Here is a 17,600-nt window from a genome sequence, read left to right on the forward strand (position 1 = left end):
ATTGCAACAACTCAATAAAGTCGGAGCAAAATCATGAATAAAATTTTTTCGTTATCTGTTATCGCTACCCTGTTAAGCCTATCGGCCGGTGCAGCAGTGGCAAATTCAAGTCAGCACACTGTGTTGTATCACAATGCCACCTTATTAAACCCCGCCACTGAACAACAACTGACAGATGGTTGGTTGCTGGTAAAAGATGGCCGCATAGTGCAAATGGGCCAGCAGCAGGCTGACGGCAGCTTACCAGCGGCAACAAAGCAAATTAATTTGCAGGACCAGTACGTAATGCCTGGCCTGATTGATGTCCATTTGCACCTGACCGCCGGCCCGGCCAGGGTTGAAATGCTGGAAGGAAAGCCGGTTTTGACAATGAAAGGTCACAGTGAGCTTACCCGTTATCATGCGATCAGTACCTTAGCTACCGGTGTTACCACAGCATTCAGCCCGGCAGGTGAGCCTGAAGCCAATGCAGAATATGTGCACCAGCAGCAACAGGGGAACTGGATTGGCCCAAATCTGAGCTATGCCGGCTTTATCTTTGAGCCTACACCGATTCTGGGGGGATCTGTTCATCCGAAAGATGAGGCCAGCTGGCGGGCAGAAATAGCCAGACAGAAAGCGTTAGGGGTAGATTACATTAAGTTGTATACGGGGCTTAATAAAAATGAAGTTGCTATGGGGGTGCGTCTGGCGAGCGAGGCGGGCCTGAAAACGGTGGCGCATCTGGACAGTGTCAGCTGGCAGTTCGCGGCTGATCTGGGAATTAATATATTAACCCATGCGCTGCCCACCAGTGCCGAGCTGCTAACCGGCGAAGCCAGAGCTGCCTATTTATCAGAGCGTAAAAACCCAATGAATCAGCGGTTTATTTATAGTTGGTTCCAACATGTTGACTATGACAGTGAGCCGATACAGAAGTTGATCCGCACCCTGGCAGAACAGCAAACCCGGATCGATCTTACCCTGGTAGTAAACGAATTGTTTTATTTCGCCCGTGAGCTGGAAGCATTATATCCCGAGCCGGAGTTATGGGTTTTTCACCCGCAAACAAGAAAGGGTTGGCGCGCGTTGATGGGGGCTCCCAGCTATGACTGGACAGCGGCAGACTTCGCCAGTGCACAGCAGCAATTACCCAAAGTACAGCAATTATTTAAACGGCTGTATGACGCCGGTGTGCCGCTGGCCATTGGTACCGACAGCGTTGCCAGCGGGCCCTTTTATCTGCGCGAACTGCAACTTAGTCAGGGAGCAGGCCTGACAAACTGGCAGGTATTGCAACTGGCGACCGTAGGCGGTGCCCGTCACCTGGGTTTAACCGATACCGGACAATTGGCAGAGGGCTTTGTCGCCGACTTTATTGTGCTGGATTCCAATCCGTTAACTGATCTTAGCGCACTCAGTACTGTGCAAACTGTGGTGCAGCAAGGCAAAGCCTGGCAGGTGGAAGAACTGAAAGCGCAACTGGCGTCACTATCTGGTACTGAACTTTAATCACAATAATGTAAAAACTAACTTACTGAAAAAGAGGACTAAAAATGGAAACTTTACAAAATTATCTGGCAGTATTTACCGGCGCCTGGCAACAAGCAGATTGGGCTTTTCTGGTGTTGTTTGGCCTGTTTTTTCTGGCCGTGTGGTTTCTACCCAGTTTGCTGGCACTGCTACTGAACCGCCGGCATGCTGGTAAAATTGCGCTGCTAAATGTACCGGCGGGCTTTTCTGTCATCGCCTGGGTGGCGCTGTGTGTGTGGGCGGTTACCGGAAAACTGGGCGATAAACTGGCTGCCAGGGCAAAGTTGGCGCCAGTGGCGGAATAAGCGCTGGCTTATAACGCCACTTTGTCTCCTTCATTTAAAATCAGCAGCGGCACCTGACTATTCAGTTGCTGCTGCATATTCAGCAAACGCAATACCGGAGAATGAGAGCTGTGATCACCCATTTGCCAACTGGCATTACCATAACCCCAGGGGATCATTACTTTACAGCCCAACTCGCTGGCAACCATCAACGCATCTTCCGGGGTCATATGCACCGCGCGATAATTGGGGCCATGGTATGAGGCAATGGGTAACAGGCAGATATCTATTTCACCAAATTTTTGCCTGATATCGTTAAAATGCTGCGAATAGCCGGTATCGCCGGCAAAAAACAACTTTCTGTTGCCGTGTTCTATCAGCCAGCCAGCCCAGAGTGCGCGGTTTTCGTCATTCAGGGTACGGCTGTTGAAATGGCGGGCTGGCAGGGCATGAATAGTCAGTTTGCCCTGCTCTGCACTGCTGTACCAGGCCATTTCTGTGGCGTTGTAGCCGCCTGCCGGCAGATATGAAGCCATGCCATAAGGCAAGTAGTAATGTGCGTCGGTACCAATCTGTTTTATGTCGCGGATACTGAAATGATCATAATGCAGGTGTGAATACAGTACAGCGTCGGTGCGGCGCAACTGTTCAGCACTGAATTCTGGGGTGGTACTTCGTTGTCTGATCCCCGTTAAGTGCGCAGCCCAGCTTACCGGCCAGTCAAACTGCCCGGTTACCGGGTCCAGCAGCACATGCTGACCATCAGGTGTTTCAATGCTAAAGCTGGCATGGCCGAGCCAGTGCACTGTAAAACCACTTTTCAATTCAGGGATCAGTTGCGGACCAGTGTAACGGCATTGTTCAGCCGGTGCCTCACATGCCAGTAGCGGATGAGGCTGGTAACAATCCTGCTCGCAATTCGCCGGATAAGGAATATTACCGTAATACATATTACGAAAAGGTTGGTTGGTTTTCAGCAGCTCTGCTGCATTATCAGGGTGGCCGGCAAGCTGGGTAACGGTATTGCGGCTACTGCAGCCGCCAATACTTAGTGTCAGCAATGTGAGTACAGTAACTAACCAGGCATCACCAATTCTCATCGGCAAAAATTCGGAAAATTATGTTCAATGCGCTTTTGCAGAGTCTTTCTGGGTGTCACGCAATTTCTGCTCGAGCTTCTCGATTTTTTCCTGCGCCTGTTCCCGGTAGCGGGTTAAACGTTCAATGGTGGCTGTCGCATTGCTTTTAACAAAGCTGACTTGCTCTTCCAGTTGTTGCTTTTGTTTATTCCAGCTGTTTTTATCAACCAGCATTTCCTGCATCTGATCACGTTGCTGTTGTAACTCATCCCGCAGTTGCTTAATAGTTTCCCGTTGTTCGGCCTGATGATTGGCCGTTATTGAGCTTTGCTCTTTCATCATATTATTGCTGGCACGCAGCTGATCAACCAGTTGCTGTAAATCGGGCTGGTTACTGCCTTGTTCACTTTGTACCTGCTGCATGTGATCAATTTGCTGCTGTAATTCAGCAACAAGATTACGTTGCGTATCGGCTTCCTGCTGGGCCGCTTCCCGTTCGGCTTTCAGGCTTTCCATTGCTGTTTTGTGATCCGCGACCAGTTGTTGCTGCGCCGCCAGAGCGGCTTCAAGCTCAGCGTTATTATCGGGTTGCTGCTTACTTTGCAATTTTGCCAATTGCTTCTGCTCAATAGCAACCTGATCTAACGCTGCATCACGTTCTTCAGTCAGACTGGCTTGCAATGCCTGCAGTTCGGTAATTTGTTGTAACGCTGCATCACGTTCAGCTTCAAGCGCTGCTATCTGAGCGCTGTCTGCAGTGCTGTCACCAGCAGTATGGCCACCGTCTTGTTGCGCCTGTTGCAATTGGTCGAGTTGCAGTTGTAAGCGGCGGCTTTGCGCTACCGCCTGCATTTCGGTTTTAGTGGCCAGTTGCAGTTTGTTTTCAAACTCGCTGAGCATGGTTTGCAGCTCAACAATTTCATTGCTGCTCTGTTGCTGCTCTGCTGCATACTTTTTGGCTGCACCTTGCAACTTTTCTAATTCTTGCAGTTGTTGCTGATTAAGCTGCTGTTGATCCTGTAGCTTTTGTTCCAGCTCCAGCGCACTGGTCAGTTTATCCTGCAGCGCCTGCTGTTCTTTGCTTGCTTCGGCAAGTTGGTTTTGCAAACCAGCCAACTGCTGACTGTGTTGCTCGCTTTGCTGTTGCAACTCTTGCTGTAGCTGTTCGTTTGTTTGTTGCAGTGTCTGAAGCTCTTCAGCTGCTTTGGCAGCCGCCTGTTCACTGGCAGCCAGCTTGGTATTTACGTCAGTAAGCTGTTGCTGCAGCTGCTGCAGTTGTTGCTGGCCTTTTTGCAAATCAGCAGCGGCTTTTTCCAGCTCTTTTTGTAATTGCTGTTCACTTTGCTGCCGTTCAGTAGCCGCAATTTCCAGTTCTTTATGCAGCTGATCGAGCTGCATCTGGTGCTGTTCCTGAATTTGTTTTGACTCTGCCAACTCTTGCTGCTGACTTTTTGCATGCTGCAAAGCCTGATCGCGCTCATCGCGCACGGCACTGTATTTTTCTGCCTGCACAGCCAGTTGCTGTTGCTGGTGAGCCAGACTCACCTCAAGCTCTGAACGCTTTTGCTGTAACTGTTCCAGATCTTTCTGTATTTGCTGGTTGTGCTCTGCGGCCTGGACTTCAGCCTGAATAGCCTGGGCTAACTGTTCGTTTAACTGTTCAAGTTGCTTGCTGGCATGTTGCTGCGCTTCGCGCTGAAATGCGGTGACAAAATCTTCGCTAAAGGATGTTTCGGCGACGGTAGGCGTACGGGTAGCCTGTTCGTTACGCCACTTCTGATAGTGCACAACCAGGCTGGCCTGGGCACCAGATACTTTCGCCAACAGATAATCGAGCGACACCGGTTTACCAGCTTGCTGCAATTCGTCACAGATCTTTTTGACTTCACTATATTGGGTCATAGTTATACATCCGATTCACTACTTTGATTTTGCAGAACAACTTTAAACAGCACAAGAAGCATACTGTAGTCTTTTTTGGCGTAAAACTAAATTTTTATCACATTATTTTTGCATTTTTCTGTCATAACAACTAAATTAACTGTTAATTTATACAGTATTGGTGGCTGCTATGATCCTTTACATCGCTGAAAAACCCAGCATGGCGCGGGCCATTGCGGCTGCGCTGCCCAAACCACAACAGAAAGATACCGGTTGTATCCGCCTTGCCAATGGTGATGTTATCAGCTGGTGTGTCGGCCACTTACTGGAGCAGGCCGAACCACAAGACTACAACCCTGATTATAAACGCTGGCAGGCCGATCATCTACCGATAATTCCTGATAAATGGCAGTTAAAGGCGCGGCAATCGGCGCAGCAACAGCTTACTATTTTGCAAAAGTTAATTAAGCAGGCAGATCAATTAATACATGCCGGCGATCCTGATCGGGAAGGCCAGCTTCTGGTAGATGAAGTGATAGCCTGGTGCAAGGTACCAGCAGCGAAGCGGCATAATGTTAAACGTTTATTAATCAATGATCTGAATGCAGCAGCTATTCGTCAGGCCTTAAAGCAGCTGCAGCCCAATAAGCACTTTGTGCCGTTGTCTACCTCTGCCCTGGCCCGCAGCCGGGCCGACTGGCTATATGGTTTGAATATGACCCGGGCCTATACCCTGCGGGGTAAGCTGGCAGGCTATCAGGGGGTGTTATCAGTTGGTCGGGTACAAACGCCGTTACTGGGGCTGGTGGTGCGCCGGGATGCAGAAATAGCTGATTTTAAAAGCGTGAATTACTATCAGGTACAGGCAGAACTGGTTAATGATGAAGGTGCAGGTTTAACTGCAGTGTGGCAGCCCAGTGCGGCCTGCGAGCCCTATCAGGACTCTGAAGGCAGGGTTATACTGCGGGCGTTAGCCGCTAAAGTACAGCAGGCAATAAAAGGGCAGCCAGCTGAAGTTACTGCATTGCAGCAGCAGGATAAAAAGCACTATGCACCCTTACCCTACAGTTTGTCGGCATTGCAGATTGACGCGGCAAGGGCGCACGGGCTCAGTGCACAGCAGGTGCTCGATAGTTGTCAGCAGCTGTATGAGCGGCACAAGTTAATTACCTATCCGCGTTCAGACAATCGCTATTTACCGACCGCCCATTTTGCCGAAGCTGACAAAGTAGGCCGCGCTGTTGCCGCAAATATGCCGTCGCTGCAAGCTGCATTCGATGGAGCAAACCTGCAGCTGAAGAGCAAAGCGTGGGATGACAGTAAGGTAGAAGCGCACCATGCGATTATTCCAACGGCTAAAATATTGTCAGCAGAAAGACTGACGGCGACAGAGCAAAAGCTTTATGGTTTGATTGCCCGTCAGTATTTTATGCAGTTTTACCCCGCTTGCTGTTTTACTGACACTAAAGCGGAGTTTCGCCTTGCCGGTGGTTGCTTTGTCGCAAAAGCCCGGCAGCAAACTGAGGCGGGTTGGAAAGCGTTGCTGCCTGCCAAAATTAATTCCGGCAATCAGGGGCAGCACCCTGTTAATGATAATGAACCGCCGTTACAGCATAGTTTACCGGCACTTGTGGTAGGGCAGCAGCTACGCTGCAGCGATAGCCAGCTGCTGGAGAAACAAACACAGCCTCCGGCGCCCTTTACCGATGCCACCCTGCTAAGCGCGATGACAGGTATTGCCAGGTATGTAACAGACCCGCAGATTAAGCGGGTACTAAAAGATACCGATGGCCTGGGAACTGAAGCTACCCGCTCCGGCATAATCGAGTTGCTGTTTAAGCGTAATTTTTTAAAGCGGGAAGGCAAAAATATTCGGGCTACCATTGCCGGCAAGGCGCTGATAGCCGCATTACCGCCGGAGGCATCTTTGCCGGATATGACGGCGCGCTGGGAGGCCGCATTAAATGATATTTGTCAGCGCCAACTGAGTTATCAGGCGTTTATGCAACCATTAACTGATAACCTTCATCGGTTAATTGTTCAGGCTGGCGCAGCAAATCCTCAGGGTTTAGGCGCCGGTAAGCCGGTAAAATGGCCTGCAAAATCAACTAAACAACGGCAGTCAGCAAAGGGCACTGCTGGCAGGCCGGCAGTGAAGAAAAAAGCCTATCGCCGCAGTCCGGCTGCACAAAAGGTTAGCAAGGCCAATATTGCAACGGCAAATACCCAGACATCTGTGTGAATTAGTTAATAAGTGTAATAGCACTGGTAAGCCCGGCTGGAGCTGATTATCCTCACTGCACTTAATTTAACTGTTTGTGCAGGAGAAAACCTTGAGTAAGCCAACTTTTGTATCAACGGTGGTTGCCGCCACTATGTTGCTGGTTAGCCAGCAGGCCATTGCTACTATTGTTCAGGTAAAAACCAGTCTGGGTGATTTTGAAGTAAATTTGTTTGATGAAACCACACCGGTTACAGTACAGAATTTTCTAAATTACGTTAATAGCGGTCGTTATAATGAAACCGTTATTCATCGTTCAGTGCCTGGTTTTATTATTCAGGGTGGTGGCTTTCGCTTTCCCGGGCAACTTCCGCTAGCCCCTATTCAGACAAACGCCGCTATCGTCAATGAGCCTAAGCTTTCCAATGTGAGGGCTACCATAGCGATGGCAAAGTTTCCGGGTAATCCGAATAGTGCAACCAGCCAGTGGTTTATTAATCTGGCTGATAACAGTGCCGGCAACCCGAAACTGGATATTGTGGAAGGCGCCTACGCTGTATTTGGTCAGATCAATGCGGCTGATATGGAAGTGGTAATGGCCATTGCCAACTTGCCTACTTATAACTTTAACGGTATTCAGGAGCTGCCACTGAGAAACTATACGGCAAATGACCGTGCTGATAATGTGCCACTGACCAATGCCAATATGGTTACAGTGGAAAGCATTACTGTAGTGGATGCCAGGCCCAATACTGCTGCTGGCCTGAATCCTGTTCCTAATACATTACTGCCAGAGCCGGAAAGCAGCAGTGGCAGCAGTGGCCTGGCTTTATTGTTTCTTGCTCCGTTATTATGGTGGCGGCGTCGTCAGCAATAATGGGCATCGTTTGACGCGTAGCGGGAAGCGCAGTATTAACACTGCGCTTACTTGTTTCTCTAGTAACTAATATTTATTAAAAACAGATGTTTATATCAATTAGTTCTGTCTGATACCGCTGAAACTTTTTTAACCTCGCCTACACTTATTATTGTGCTTACTGCAGAGCAACCGCATGTTGTTGCTTTTTAAGAAGGTGACGTGAATGATAGTGTTAGTAGGTGGTGAAAAAGGCGGTAGTGGTAAAAGCTGCCTGGCGCAGAATATAGCCGTATATTTTTCCCGTGAAAAAAAAGCCAATGTAATGCTGGTTGATTGTGATCCGCAACGGACAACATCCGACTGGGTGCAGGAACGGCATATGGATGCCAGTCTGCCATGGATTAACTGTGTGCAGATGTACGGTAAAATCCGCTTTGAATTAAAAAGTCTGGAAATGCATTACGATGTGGTTGTAGTTGACTGCGGCGGACAAGACAGCGTGGCATTGCGCTCTGCTATGGTAGTTGCCAGCCATGTTCTGTTTCCACTTCGGCCAAAACGGCGTGACTTAAAAACCCTGGAACATCTGGAAGACCTGGTCAGTGCCTGCAATATTGTTAACCCGGACATGATAGTCGGTTGTGTGATGACTCAGTGTCCGTCGTTGCCAAATCAGGCACCGCGAATTATCGAAGCGAAGGAAGTGTGCAGGTCTTTTAATATCCGGGTACTGGACAATATTACCTATAGCCGGAATATTTACGACGACAGTGAAGAGAAAGGTTTGTCGGTGATGGATGTTGATGGTGATGGCAAAGCCGCCAGCGAAATCCGGGCAATTATTGAAGAACTTCTGGCAATGAAGGCGATACAAGAAGATGGCGCTGAGCGACCTGAAGAAAAAGTGTTTGCAGTCAAATAAACCCGCTTTTACCGCTGACGAGTTTATTGAAGATGCCAATAATTATGCGCTGGGGTTGCCGCGCATCGTTAGTTTGCGCAAACAATTACCTGAAGAGGATGACAGCACCCGCCTGCCAATGCGCCATGCCACATTTACCCTGAGCGAAGAAGCGATCGCTGCGTTAAATGATTTAAGTGAATTAACCGGGGAAGCGAAGTCAAAACTAATCCGGCGGCTGATTTTACGTGCTACCCAGGTGGTACAACTTGAACTGAGCCACTTACCGGGCAGCAAAAATAAAACCGGCTCTGACTAAGCCGGTTTTATTGAGCAGGGCGTGCCCGGATTATTTTGCTAAGAAGGCGTAGGCGGTAATAAATGCCGTTTCCTGAAACCCTTTTAAACCGGTATCTTTAAAATCGACCGGCAGCGGATGTTGTTTCAGTTTTTCTTTAATGGTGTTGGCAGATAAGATCTGGCTACGGCAATTAGTAATAAGCTGAATAGCGGCTTCAATTTTAAAACCTACTGCGCCACCGGCAAATTTACCTTTTTGTGGCCGCTCTTTAATAACAACCTGTTCAACTTTGTAGTCTTCGAACAGCTTCGCCAGATTAAACTGAAACTTCTGGACACTTTCTGCGTCTTTGTCATTACTTAACGCCAGGCGGGTTTGGCGGCACTCCGGTAAATCGAATAAGCCGTCTTTAAATGCCATAAGACATAAGATTGCTTCACTGCCTTTAATTTCAATTCCACATACACGCATAATAAGTCTCAATAGTTTTGTGGCCGGGTTAAGGGCTGGTTAGTGCTTCCATCTTGCTGTCAATAATGATGCAGCTCTGGCGAAGGGGCTCACCAAATAAAATAGGGTTGAAGTCGCCATTTACACAATAACGCTGATGAAATACCAACAGGCTGTCTTTCGACGCTGCTGCTTTGCTTAGCTGCTGCTGCTGACCTTGACCCCAGTTTGCACTAAGTTGGCTGAATTGCTTCTGGATTTGTCGCATTGCCTGCTCATCAGACATTTTGCCTGAGCTTGGCGCATTATCCAGGATCAGACCATATAGCTGATCACGATAAGGTCTGAGCAACTCATGATCAGAGAAAGTCAGCAGTAATAATACAATAACAGCCAGCCAAAAAAACTTTTTCATCAGATAGCGCACCTCAAAAATCGCAGCCGCTATTGTAAAGTATTTTTGGCAAAGGCGCATCTGCTGCGCTGTGGCTTATTTTATATCAAATATTCTGCGCTCAGGACTGTTATACTAGCGTCAGCACAGCAGCTGGAAAGAGGTAGTAGTGGATAAAAACCGCATCGACATAAAGAATATTCCGGTAAAAGTGGAAACCTACACACCGGAGCAGCCAAACCACGCAAAATATGCGTCGCGGGACCGTATTTATGTCCGCTCGGTAAAAGGATTGCACCAAAGCTTGCGCCGTAATATGGGCTTTGTATTTATGGCGCTGTTTATGCTACTGCCATGGATCCAATACAATGGCAGCCAGGCGATTTTGCTGAACATTGGTGAGCAAAAATTCAATATCTTCGCCCTGACACTGTGGCCGCAGGACTTTACTATTCTGGCCTGGATTTTTGTCATCGCCGCCTATGCGTTATTTTTTATTACCGCATTTTATGGCCGGGTATGGTGTGGTTATCTGTGTCCGCAATCAGTCTGGACCTTTATTTTTATGTGGTTTGAAGAAAAGATCCAGGGCAGCCGCAATCAGCGGATGACCCTGGACCAGGCTCCATGGTCTGTATCTAAATTTGCCAAAAAGGCCTTAACGCATTTTTGCTGGCTGGCGTTTGCGTTGTTAACGTCACTTATTTTTGTTGGTTACTTTACCCCGGTGGGGCCACTTTTCTTAGACTTCTTTACCTTTCAGGCCGGCTTCTGGGCAGTGATATCGGTGCTGTTTTTTACTGCGTGTACCTATGGTAACGCCGGTTGGATGCGGGAAATAATGTGTACCCATATTTGTCCTTATGCCCGATTCCAGTCAGCCATGTTTGATAAAGACACCTTTACCGTAACCTATGACGAAAAGCGCGGTGAGCAGCGCGGGCCCCGGAGCCGCAAAGACAAAGACTATAAAGAAAAAGGCCTGGGCGACTGCATTGACTGCAATCTATGTGTACATGTTTGTCCCACCGGCATTGATATTCGCAATGGCCTGCAGTATGAATGTATTAATTGCGGCGCCTGCATCGACGCCTGTGATGATACGATGGCAAAAATGGGCTATCCGCCAGGCCTTATCAGCTACACCACTGAGCATAGTTTAAATGGCAAACCTACCCGAATATTGCGACCTAAACTGGTCGGCTATTTTGTTATTTTATTGGTTGTTTGCGCCGCATTTGCCACCAACCTGTATTTGCGTAAGCCATTAGAACTGGACATTATCCGGGACCGTGGTGCCCTGTACCGAGAAACGCCGGAGGGGTTGATAGAGAATACCTATACGCTAAGCATTATTAATAAATCACAACATGCTAACAGCTATCAGCTAGCCGTTTCCGGCGTAAAGGATTTAACCTGGATTGGTCCGACCGAAGTTACAATTGCCGGAGGCGAGAGCCTGAATGTGCCGGTGAGCCTGGCGTTGGACCCTTATAGTGCCTCCAAGCCGGTAATGGATATTGAATTCAGCGTAACTGAGCTTTCTGATAAAGGATATAGCGTAACTCAGGGGAATAAATTCTTTGCCGGCCGTTAATCGGGACATTATCAGCCGGTTCGACTTTGCTACATTGGGGCCCGAGCTGATTTTAGATGCGTTGTTGCAGCTTGGGCTGGATGTCAGCAGTGGCTTGCTGGCATTAAATAGTTACGAGAATCGGGTGTATCAGTTTACTGCTTACCCTGATCACAGTGAGCAGGCGCAAAAGTATGTGGTGAAGTTTTACCGGCCAGAGCGCTGGAGCCCACAGCAAATTCAGGAAGAGCATGATTTTGCGTTTGAACTGGCAGACGCTGATATCCCAATGGTGGCGCCACTGCGCTTTAACGGCGACAGTTTACTGCAGTATCAGGGCTACTATTTTGCGGTTTTCCCCAGCCGTGGCGGCCGTACTCTGGAAGTGGATAATGACGAACAACTGGCTATGCTGGGGCGTTTTCTGGGCCGGATGCATCAGGTTGGCGCTAAAAAAACCTTTAGTTACCGGCCCACGTTCAGTGTTGACAGTCATTTGCTGCAAAGTCAGCAGGTTCTGGCAAAGCTGGAGCTTATTCCGGAATATATGCGGCCTGCTTTTGATACCGTGCTGCAGCAGGTAATCGCAGAGGCCAGTCGTCAGTATCAGCCAGCACGGCAAATCCGCCTGCATGGTGATTGTCACGCCGGCAACCTGTTTTACGTTGACCAGGGGCCGTTTTTTGTTGATTTAGATGATTGCCGAACCGGCCCTGCTATTCAGGATATCTGGATGATGCTGTCGGGCGATCAGCAAGAGCAGCGAATGACGCTGGAGCTGATGTTGGAAGAGTATGAACAATATTGTGAGTTTGATCCTGCGGAACTAAAATTGATCGAGCCACTCAGAGCAATGCGTATAGTGCATTACATGGCCTGGTTGGCGCGACGCTGGCAGGATCAGGCCTTTGTTCAGAGTTTTCCCTGGTTTGCCACCGATAAATACTGGGAGCAACAATGTCTGGTGTTAAAAGAGCAGCTGGCATTATTACAGCAACCGCCGTTATCACTGGTGCCAGGCTACTGACAATTTGCTAAGCTACAGGCCTAACCGGCCTGATTGAGGATAGAGATTAAAATGAAAAAGTTGTTATCACTGTGTTTTGTTGCGCTGTTATTGCCACTGGCGGTAAGTGCTAATTCAAAGTTTGTCGAAGGTAAGCACTATGAGGTTATTGCTGAGCAAGCATCAGCTAAACCGGTCGTTAAAGAATATTTTTCATTCTTTTGCGGCGGCTGTTATGGGTTCGAGCCGGTAGCCCAGAGCCTGGCCAAAAAACTGCCTGACGACACCGAATTCAAAAAAGTGCATGTCGATTTTATTCGTGCGGCGTCCCCTGAAATTCAGAATATGCTGGCCCGCGCTTATCTGGTAGGTAAAAATATGGGTAAAGGTGACCAGATTGCTTCGGCCATTTTTAACCAGATCCATCGTAGCCGGGTGCCATTTACCAGCGAGGATGATGTGCGCAGCCTGATGCTGATTAACGACATTGAAGCAGAAGAATATGAAAAAGCGATGCGCAGTTTTTCAGTGCGTGGTGCGGCCAGTCAGATGAAAAAAGAGCAAACTGAATTGTCAGAAAGCCGGGTATTGAGCTCAGTGCCAATGCTGGTAGTCAATGACAAATATAAAATTCTGAATGAATCACTGAATCAGCGTAATCTGGAAAATGAGTTGCAGGAGCTGATCAGCTATCTGCTGCAAAAAGACGCTTAACACAGACTAACGTATTGGTTTTAACAAAAGGGCTGAAATTTCAGCCCTTTTTTGTATCTAACGCGGTACGTCTATCCGTTGTTTTACATATTTCAGCTGTGCCACTATGGTAAAGGTCATAATAACCAGTAGTGACCAGGAGCTCCACTTACCTATATGTACTGCCGACCAGGCCCCCAACTGGTTTGGATAACTCCACAGCCCCATAAAGGTACTGATATTCTCAGCCAGCCAGATAAAAAAGCCGACCAGAATAAACCCCAGCAATAGTGGCATACTGCGTTCGCGATCCAGCGGCGTAAAATAGACAATAGTGCGGGCATACAGCCCCAGGGTTGCGGCCGCGATATACCAGCGATAATCGCCGATAAAATGATGAGTAAAAAAATTGGCATAAATTAGCAAAGCCACCAGCACCGCCATCCAGTAAGGCGGATGATGCACCACCCGTTGCTGCAGTAAACGCCAGCTTTGAATAATATAACTGCCTACCGCGGCATACATAAAACCGGCAAAAAGCGGTACACCAAATACTTTACTGTAGGCAAAATCGGGGTAACTCCAGGATTGGATGGCACCAGAGGTTTTAAACACCTCCAGCGCAAACCCCACCAGATGAAACAAGCAAATGGCTTTTAACTCGTCAACGGTTTCCAGCTTGCTCCATACCATCCAGTACTGAATCAGCAATGCCAGGATCAGTAACATATCGTAGCGGGGAACCCCAAATAAGCCGGTTCGCGGCACCAGTAATACCGAAGCGAAAAATAGACCAACAAACAGGCAGGCCCGGGCTTGTTTCAGGCCAAAAAACCAGAACTCCCAGCAGAAACGTTTCAGACCGGCAGTATGCGGTGGTGGGGTAACCTGCATTAACCAGTTGTCCAGCCGGTTAACGCCGTTTGTGGTAAAAGATGACATAAAAAGTCCAAAGTAAGACAATGATTTAAGCTAACCTGTCGCTACGTTGCAGGCAAGGGTCATGTTAAAGTAGCAAGCTGAATTAATACTGAGCAAACTTATGAAAACCTTACCAATAGTGGCCGCAGGTTTTGGTGATGCCGCTGCTGCCTTCCGGGTTTATATTGCCAGGCGGCCACCAATGGCAGAGTATGCCGGGTTAAGTGAGGTAAAACCGCTACTGACAGATGAGATAAACCTGATCAACAGCGCTTGTGGTAACGGCTGGCGCAAGGTATTTAACGTGTATAGCAAACTTTTGTTTGAGCTGGATACAAAACAGTTTGCGTATAGCCGGCAAGCTGGCAGTTGGCAGCAGTACCGGGACCAGCATTTACTGCAGGTAGGGAGTGATACCGCATTACTGTTTAGCATTCCCGGGTTAAATCCTGAAACGAGTGACATTCATATTATTGCCGGGCGAAGCCACGCCAGAATGCTGCTGGACAGCGGTTTAAAGGCGCAACTTAACTGGCTGAATCAGGAATTTGCAATAGATAAGTTTAACCGGCTGCTGGTATGCCCGTATTTTGACTATCGCCAGCTTAATAATGAAAAGCTGGCTTATTTAGCTCAGCTAATAAAGGATTTAGATGAATAATAGTAAGCTACTGGCACAGTTGCAGCAGCTATGTGAATTATTACGCCCATTGCAGTTTGGCGTGGGAGGTAGTTGCTTGCTGTGGCAGCTGGGGCTGGAAACGTCTCCCAATGATATAGATATTGTGTGCAGCGAGGATGACTTCGCTGCTATTTGCAATAAGTTAGCAGCAGAGTTTCAATTGCAGGAAAGGCCTGCACACAGTGAATATTGCAGCAGCCATTTTGCCCGCTTTAGCAGGCAAGGCTGGCCAGATATTGAGCTGATGGCCGGCATAGCTGTGAAGCAGGGCGACAGCATTAGCCGCTGGCAATTTAATCCGCAACGTTGCCACTGGCAAAACAGCGTATGCTGGATGCCACCTGCTGACTGGTTACAGCTTTATCAGTTATTTAACCGGCCACAACGAGTGGTGCAGTTACGACATTATTTAGTGCAATTGCGGCTGGGTACGATCAGCTAGTCGGCAATTTCCACAGCGGTTGGTATCAGCTGATAGCCGTCGGCTTTATCTTCGCCTTGTTCCCATACCTTTAACAGGCCTGTCGCATAAGCGGTTTTGCCCTTGGCGCTTAACGGAAACACCATATCGCCATCGCGCACTTTTATTCTGAACGGCACATTTTCATTGCTGGCAGTAAATTTCATCCAGCAGCCCTGTTTGCTGCATACCGAGTCAACCGTGCCTGAAATTGTTACCACTTGCTGTAAGTGCATTTTCGGCTCAGCTAACAACTGCGATACCGGCATCGCCGCTTGTTTATCAACAACTTCACCAAAAACGGTGGCAGCCTGAACGCTGAAAAGTGTTGTGGAAAATGCCAGTGCTAAAAGTGTTTTATACATAGTTATGCTCCCGAAGCGGATAGCCTATTCTGGCGCATTAGCTGAGAAAGGCAAGCGTTTGCAATATCGGATCTAGAGCGCTGTGGTTAGTTTCTATCCTTTGTTGGTTGGTAAATAAACTAAGGTAGCTTACAAAGTAAACGAAAAGGCTTTAATGTAAAATAAATATGAACTTTTGTTTTACTTTGCTGTTTTCCGGCTGTAGTATGCGCGCCGCAATCAACAACATAGGGAAATAAAACAATGACATTGAAGTACATCCTGCCAGCCATCGCGCTTACCGCTACTGCTGTTTCTGCCGAAGAGTATCAGCTGTTTACTGAGCTGCAGGCTGAGCATTTGCGGGTCAGTGGTGATAATGAAACCACCTGGTCACTTAATGGCAGCTATTTTTTTGACAAAATACAAACTCTGGGGCCATTGGACCAGTTTAAGTACATTCTGAATGTAAGTAATGTTTCAGCCTCGTTTGCCCGTGCTTTTGATGAAAATAGCTATGGCATTGGCGGTGAGTATTTTGCTGAGAACGGCCTGGTATTTTCAGCTGGCCACTATCGCTATGATGATTATGATGTCAGTTCAGTTGGTTTGGGTTACTTAATTTCAGAAAACTTTATCGTTCGCGCAGTTGCCGTAAAACCTGAAGGCGACGATACCAACTTCCAGTTTTTAGCCAGCTATAATCATCAGCTGCAGGGTAACGACTACCTTGGCTTTACCGCCACTGTTGATGATGAATTCGATTTCTTTACCATCAGCAGCAAATATTTTGCCAGCCTGGGTGGCGATCGGTTTATTACCATCGGTGCAACTATCGCTGACAACGACGGCGATACCAGCTGGGGTGCATCAGCAGACTATTACTTCTCTAAGCTGACTTCTGTTGGTGTGTCTTACGATAAAGAAGATAGCTACCGCTTAGATGCCAAGCATTTCTTTAATCAGAATTGGGCGTTGGAAGCCGGCTTTGCCAGCAATGCTGATAACTCAGATCTTAAGGTCTACAGCCTGAGCATAATTGGTCAGTTCTAAATTTCTCTGGTAGTTCCACTGGTGTTTTGGGCAACTTCGGTTGCCCTTTTTTATGCCTGTGCCCATTTCGCTTTTACTTTATATAACTGATAAATGAAAAGAGGATAAAGCAGTAATCCAAGGTCAACCTTTCCCTTGGTCAACAGGCTCAAACAGGCGTCGGCAAGGCCCAGATAACTTAGAATAAGACAGGCTATTAACCCCCAGTAACGACCGGTAATCAAGCCATAAAAGCTGGCGGCAGCAGCAATAAAAAACAGCCAGATCATTCCAAATGCCATGCCAGCGCTTTCAGTAGTAATGGTGATAAAAGCAGGCAGTTGCTGCTGATAGAGAAAGCCGGTGATATACAACAGAAAAAGAAAATGAGCGCCCAGCAGGCAAACACCCAGAAACTTTAACCAGACAGGTACGCTGAGGCTGCGCTTATTTTGCAGGGTGTAATCCCGGGAAAACGTTGTTTGCATGACATATCCTTAGTTAGCAAACCTATTACTCAGCCGAGTGTTGCATGATTGTAAACTTGAGGCAATTGATTAATAAGCAGTCAGGTTCAGCTGATGTAGGCCTGGCACAAAAATTCTCTCAATGTGACTTATTGTCCGTGGTACATAGCCCGTCGCCGTTTAATACTCTGGTTAATTAAGCAACCGGAGTAACAGCATGTTAAGCGTCGCCAGAAGCAATGATATCAAGGTGCCATATGAGGAAGAGATAAACGGCTTCACGATTTATATAGAAGATAATCCTGACCGCTGGTGTGGTGGTTATATCTGGTCGGTAAGCAAGAATGAATCTGAAGTGGAATCGGGTCTGGAGTTCAGTGCTGTAGAGGCATTTAAACAGGTTCACACATACGTATTGACACTAATAACAGTCCCTTGAACTTGCGATTGCTGTATTTATGATCATACTGTTTAAGTACTGTATAAAAGAACAGATATATCAATTGACAAAAAGGGAGGAACAAGTGATGATTCGTC

Annotated in this window: 20 protein-coding genes; 13 read left to right on the forward strand and 7 right to left on the reverse strand. The window is 47.7% G+C overall.

Annotation, left to right across the window (positions count from 1 at the left end; all coding sequences use genetic code 11):
* Window positions 1–33 precede the first annotated feature (33 nt).
* Both KQY15_RS14745 and KQY15_RS14750 read left to right on the forward strand, forming a co-directional pair.
* Window positions 34–1,491 carry an amidohydrolase family protein gene (locus KQY15_RS14745; RefSeq protein ID WP_217670491.1) on the forward strand — a complete coding sequence of 486 codons (1,458 nt, stop codon included), beginning with the start codon at window positions 34–36 and terminating at the stop codon, window positions 1,489–1,491.
* Window positions 1,492–1,535: 44 nt separating this feature from the next.
* Window positions 1,536–1,817: a superinfection immunity protein gene (locus tag KQY15_RS14750; protein WP_217670493.1), complete on the forward strand. Its 282-nt coding sequence runs from the start codon at window positions 1,536–1,538 to the stop codon at window positions 1,815–1,817.
* A gap of 8 nt (window positions 1,818–1,825) precedes the next feature.
* Here KQY15_RS14750 and KQY15_RS14755 read toward each other — a convergent pair whose 3' ends face one another.
* Together KQY15_RS14755 and KQY15_RS14760 are read right to left on the reverse strand one after the other, a co-directional pair.
* Window positions 1,826–2,896, reverse strand: coding sequence for an MBL fold metallo-hydrolase (locus tag KQY15_RS14755; RefSeq protein WP_217670495.1), 1,071 nt, complete (start codon window positions 2,894–2,896; stop codon window positions 1,826–1,828).
* 24 nt (window positions 2,897–2,920) lie between these two features.
* Window positions 2,921–4,777, reverse strand: a complete 1,857-nt coding sequence (locus KQY15_RS14760; protein WP_217670497.1) for a DNA-binding protein — start codon at window positions 4,775–4,777, stop codon at window positions 2,921–2,923.
* A gap of 169 nt (window positions 4,778–4,946) precedes the next feature.
* Between KQY15_RS14760 and KQY15_RS14765 the strand changes: the two genes are divergently transcribed.
* From KQY15_RS14765 to KQY15_RS14780, 4 genes are all read left to right on the forward strand, one after another.
* A complete protein-coding gene (locus tag KQY15_RS14765) occupies window positions 4,947–6,998 on the forward strand; it encodes a DNA topoisomerase III (protein WP_217670499.1) in 2,052 nt (683 codons plus the stop codon).
* A 91-nt stretch (window positions 6,999–7,089) separates the two neighbouring features.
* The gene (locus tag KQY15_RS14770; RefSeq protein WP_217670501.1) at window positions 7,090–7,854 is read left to right on the forward strand and encodes a peptidylprolyl isomerase; all 765 of its coding nucleotides are present in this window, start codon (window positions 7,090–7,092) and stop codon (window positions 7,852–7,854) included.
* Window positions 7,855–8,059: 205 nt separating this feature from the next.
* Window positions 8,060–8,758, forward strand: a complete 699-nt coding sequence (locus KQY15_RS14775) for a nucleotide-binding protein (RefSeq protein ID WP_217670503.1) — start codon at window positions 8,060–8,062, stop codon at window positions 8,756–8,758.
* The gene (locus tag KQY15_RS14780; protein WP_254795742.1) at window positions 8,745–9,056 is read left to right on the forward strand and encodes a globin family protein; all 312 of its coding nucleotides are present in this window, start codon (window positions 8,745–8,747) and stop codon (window positions 9,054–9,056) included. Before KQY15_RS14775 ends, KQY15_RS14780 begins: the two co-directional genes overlap by 14 nt.
* A gap of 30 nt (window positions 9,057–9,086) precedes the next feature.
* On the opposite strand, the gene KQY15_RS14785 is transcribed toward KQY15_RS14780, so the two are convergent.
* Window positions 9,087–9,509 carry a DUF3010 family protein gene (locus KQY15_RS14785; RefSeq protein WP_217670506.1) on the reverse strand — a complete coding sequence of 141 codons (423 nt, stop codon included), beginning with the start codon at window positions 9,507–9,509 and terminating at the stop codon, window positions 9,087–9,089.
* A 28-nt stretch (window positions 9,510–9,537) separates the two neighbouring features.
* On the reverse strand, window positions 9,538–9,903 hold the full coding sequence (locus KQY15_RS14790) for a hypothetical protein (RefSeq protein WP_254795743.1): 366 nt from the start codon (window positions 9,901–9,903) through the stop codon (window positions 9,538–9,540).
* Between the two features lie 148 nt (window positions 9,904–10,051).
* Here KQY15_RS14790 and ccoG point away from each other — a divergent pair, with 148 nt between their 5' ends.
* From ccoG to KQY15_RS14805, 3 genes are read left to right on the forward strand one after another with little or no spacing between them, the layout of a single operon-like run.
* Window positions 10,052–11,479: a cytochrome c oxidase accessory protein CcoG gene (ccoG, locus tag KQY15_RS14795; protein ID WP_217670508.1), complete on the forward strand. Its 1,428-nt coding sequence runs from the start codon at window positions 10,052–10,054 to the stop codon at window positions 11,477–11,479.
* Window positions 11,466–12,485 (forward strand): serine/threonine protein kinase, encoded by a 1,020-nt coding sequence (locus tag KQY15_RS14800; protein ID WP_254795744.1) that lies wholly within the window; start codon window positions 11,466–11,468, stop codon window positions 12,483–12,485. Before ccoG ends, KQY15_RS14800 begins: the two co-directional genes overlap by 14 nt.
* 51 nt (window positions 12,486–12,536) lie before the next feature.
* Window positions 12,537–13,178, forward strand: coding sequence for a thiol:disulfide interchange protein DsbA/DsbL (locus KQY15_RS14805; protein WP_217670509.1), 642 nt, complete (start codon window positions 12,537–12,539; stop codon window positions 13,176–13,178).
* 57 nt (window positions 13,179–13,235) lie between these two features.
* Here the strand turns inward: KQY15_RS14805 and KQY15_RS14810 are convergent, their stop codons facing one another.
* Complete coding sequence (locus KQY15_RS14810; RefSeq protein WP_217670510.1) at window positions 13,236–14,099, reverse strand: DUF817 domain-containing protein; 864 nt, start codon at window positions 14,097–14,099, stop codon at window positions 13,236–13,238.
* 100 nt (window positions 14,100–14,199) lie between these two features.
* On the opposite strand from KQY15_RS14810, the gene KQY15_RS14815 reads away from it, so the two are divergent.
* On the forward strand, window positions 14,200–14,739 hold the full coding sequence (locus tag KQY15_RS14815) for a DUF6942 family protein (protein ID WP_217670511.1): 540 nt from the start codon (window positions 14,200–14,202) through the stop codon (window positions 14,737–14,739).
* Window positions 14,732–15,202: a DUF4269 domain-containing protein gene (locus KQY15_RS14820; protein WP_217670513.1), complete on the forward strand. Its 471-nt coding sequence runs from the start codon at window positions 14,732–14,734 to the stop codon at window positions 15,200–15,202. Before KQY15_RS14815 ends, KQY15_RS14820 begins: the two co-directional genes overlap by 8 nt.
* On the opposite strand, the gene KQY15_RS14825 is transcribed toward KQY15_RS14820, so the two are convergent.
* The gene (locus tag KQY15_RS14825) at window positions 15,199–15,585 is read right to left on the reverse strand and encodes a DUF4920 domain-containing protein (RefSeq protein WP_217670515.1); all 387 of its coding nucleotides are present in this window, start codon (window positions 15,583–15,585) and stop codon (window positions 15,199–15,201) included. The two genes, KQY15_RS14820 and KQY15_RS14825, sit on opposite strands and share 4 nt — an antisense overlap.
* Before the next feature lie 243 nt (window positions 15,586–15,828).
* Between KQY15_RS14825 and KQY15_RS14830 the strand changes: the two genes are divergently transcribed.
* Window positions 15,829–16,617, forward strand: a complete 789-nt coding sequence (locus KQY15_RS14830; RefSeq protein ID WP_217670517.1) for a putative porin — start codon at window positions 15,829–15,831, stop codon at window positions 16,615–16,617.
* A 50-nt stretch (window positions 16,618–16,667) separates the two neighbouring features.
* On the opposite strand, the gene KQY15_RS14835 is transcribed toward KQY15_RS14830, so the two are convergent.
* Window positions 16,668–17,084, reverse strand: a complete 417-nt coding sequence (locus tag KQY15_RS14835; RefSeq protein ID WP_217670519.1) for a hypothetical protein — start codon at window positions 17,082–17,084, stop codon at window positions 16,668–16,670.
* A 196-nt stretch (window positions 17,085–17,280) separates the two neighbouring features.
* Here KQY15_RS14835 and KQY15_RS14840 point away from each other — a divergent pair, with 196 nt between their 5' ends.
* The gene (locus tag KQY15_RS14840) at window positions 17,281–17,502 is read left to right on the forward strand and encodes a hypothetical protein (RefSeq protein ID WP_217670521.1); all 222 of its coding nucleotides are present in this window, start codon (window positions 17,281–17,283) and stop codon (window positions 17,500–17,502) included.
* Window positions 17,503–17,600 lie beyond the last annotated feature (98 nt).

Source organism: Arsukibacterium indicum, assembly GCF_019100565.1.
In the GTDB taxonomy this organism is placed as follows: domain Bacteria; phylum Pseudomonadota; class Gammaproteobacteria; order Enterobacterales; family Alteromonadaceae; genus Alishewanella; species Alishewanella indicum.

What these genes read in the sequence shown, in the direction of transcription:
- KQY15_RS14835 (WP_217670519.1), bottom strand. Translation starts at nt 17,084, where the DNA reads ATGCAAACAACGTTTTCCCGGGATTACACCCTGCAAAATAAGCGCAGC.
- KQY15_RS14785 (WP_217670506.1), bottom strand. Translation starts at nt 9,509, where the DNA reads ATGCGTGTATGTGGAATTGAAATTAAAGGCAGTGAAGCAATCTTATGT.
- KQY15_RS14750 (WP_217670493.1), top strand. Translation starts at nt 1,536, where the DNA reads ATGGAAACTTTACAAAATTATCTGGCAGTATTTACCGGCGCCTGGCAA.
- KQY15_RS14755 (WP_217670495.1), bottom strand. Translation starts at nt 2,896, where the DNA reads ATGAGAATTGGTGATGCCTGGTTAGTTACTGTACTCACATTGCTGACA.
- KQY15_RS14825 (WP_217670515.1), bottom strand. Translation starts at nt 15,585, where the DNA reads ATGTATAAAACACTTTTAGCACTGGCATTTTCCACAACACTTTTCAGC.
- KQY15_RS14810 (WP_217670510.1), bottom strand. Translation starts at nt 14,099, where the DNA reads ATGTCATCTTTTACCACAAACGGCGTTAACCGGCTGGACAACTGGTTA.
- KQY15_RS14745 (WP_217670491.1), top strand. Translation starts at nt 34, where the DNA reads ATGAATAAAATTTTTTCGTTATCTGTTATCGCTACCCTGTTAAGCCTA.
- KQY15_RS14765 (WP_217670499.1), top strand. Translation starts at nt 4,947, where the DNA reads ATGATCCTTTACATCGCTGAAAAACCCAGCATGGCGCGGGCCATTGCG.
- KQY15_RS14820 (WP_217670513.1), top strand. Translation starts at nt 14,732, where the DNA reads ATGAATAATAGTAAGCTACTGGCACAGTTGCAGCAGCTATGTGAATTA.
- KQY15_RS14775 (WP_217670503.1), top strand. Translation starts at nt 8,060, where the DNA reads ATGATAGTGTTAGTAGGTGGTGAAAAAGGCGGTAGTGGTAAAAGCTGC.
- KQY15_RS14840 (WP_217670521.1), top strand. Translation starts at nt 17,281, where the DNA reads ATGTTAAGCGTCGCCAGAAGCAATGATATCAAGGTGCCATATGAGGAA.
- KQY15_RS14815 (WP_217670511.1), top strand. Translation starts at nt 14,200, where the DNA reads ATGAAAACCTTACCAATAGTGGCCGCAGGTTTTGGTGATGCCGCTGCT.
- KQY15_RS14760 (WP_217670497.1), bottom strand. Translation starts at nt 4,777, where the DNA reads ATGACCCAATATAGTGAAGTCAAAAAGATCTGTGACGAATTGCAGCAA.
- KQY15_RS14790 (WP_254795743.1), bottom strand. Translation starts at nt 9,903, where the DNA reads ATGAAAAAGTTTTTTTGGCTGGCTGTTATTGTATTATTACTGCTGACT.
- KQY15_RS14830 (WP_217670517.1), top strand. Translation starts at nt 15,829, where the DNA reads ATGACATTGAAGTACATCCTGCCAGCCATCGCGCTTACCGCTACTGCT.
- KQY15_RS14805 (WP_217670509.1), top strand. Translation starts at nt 12,537, where the DNA reads ATGAAAAAGTTGTTATCACTGTGTTTTGTTGCGCTGTTATTGCCACTG.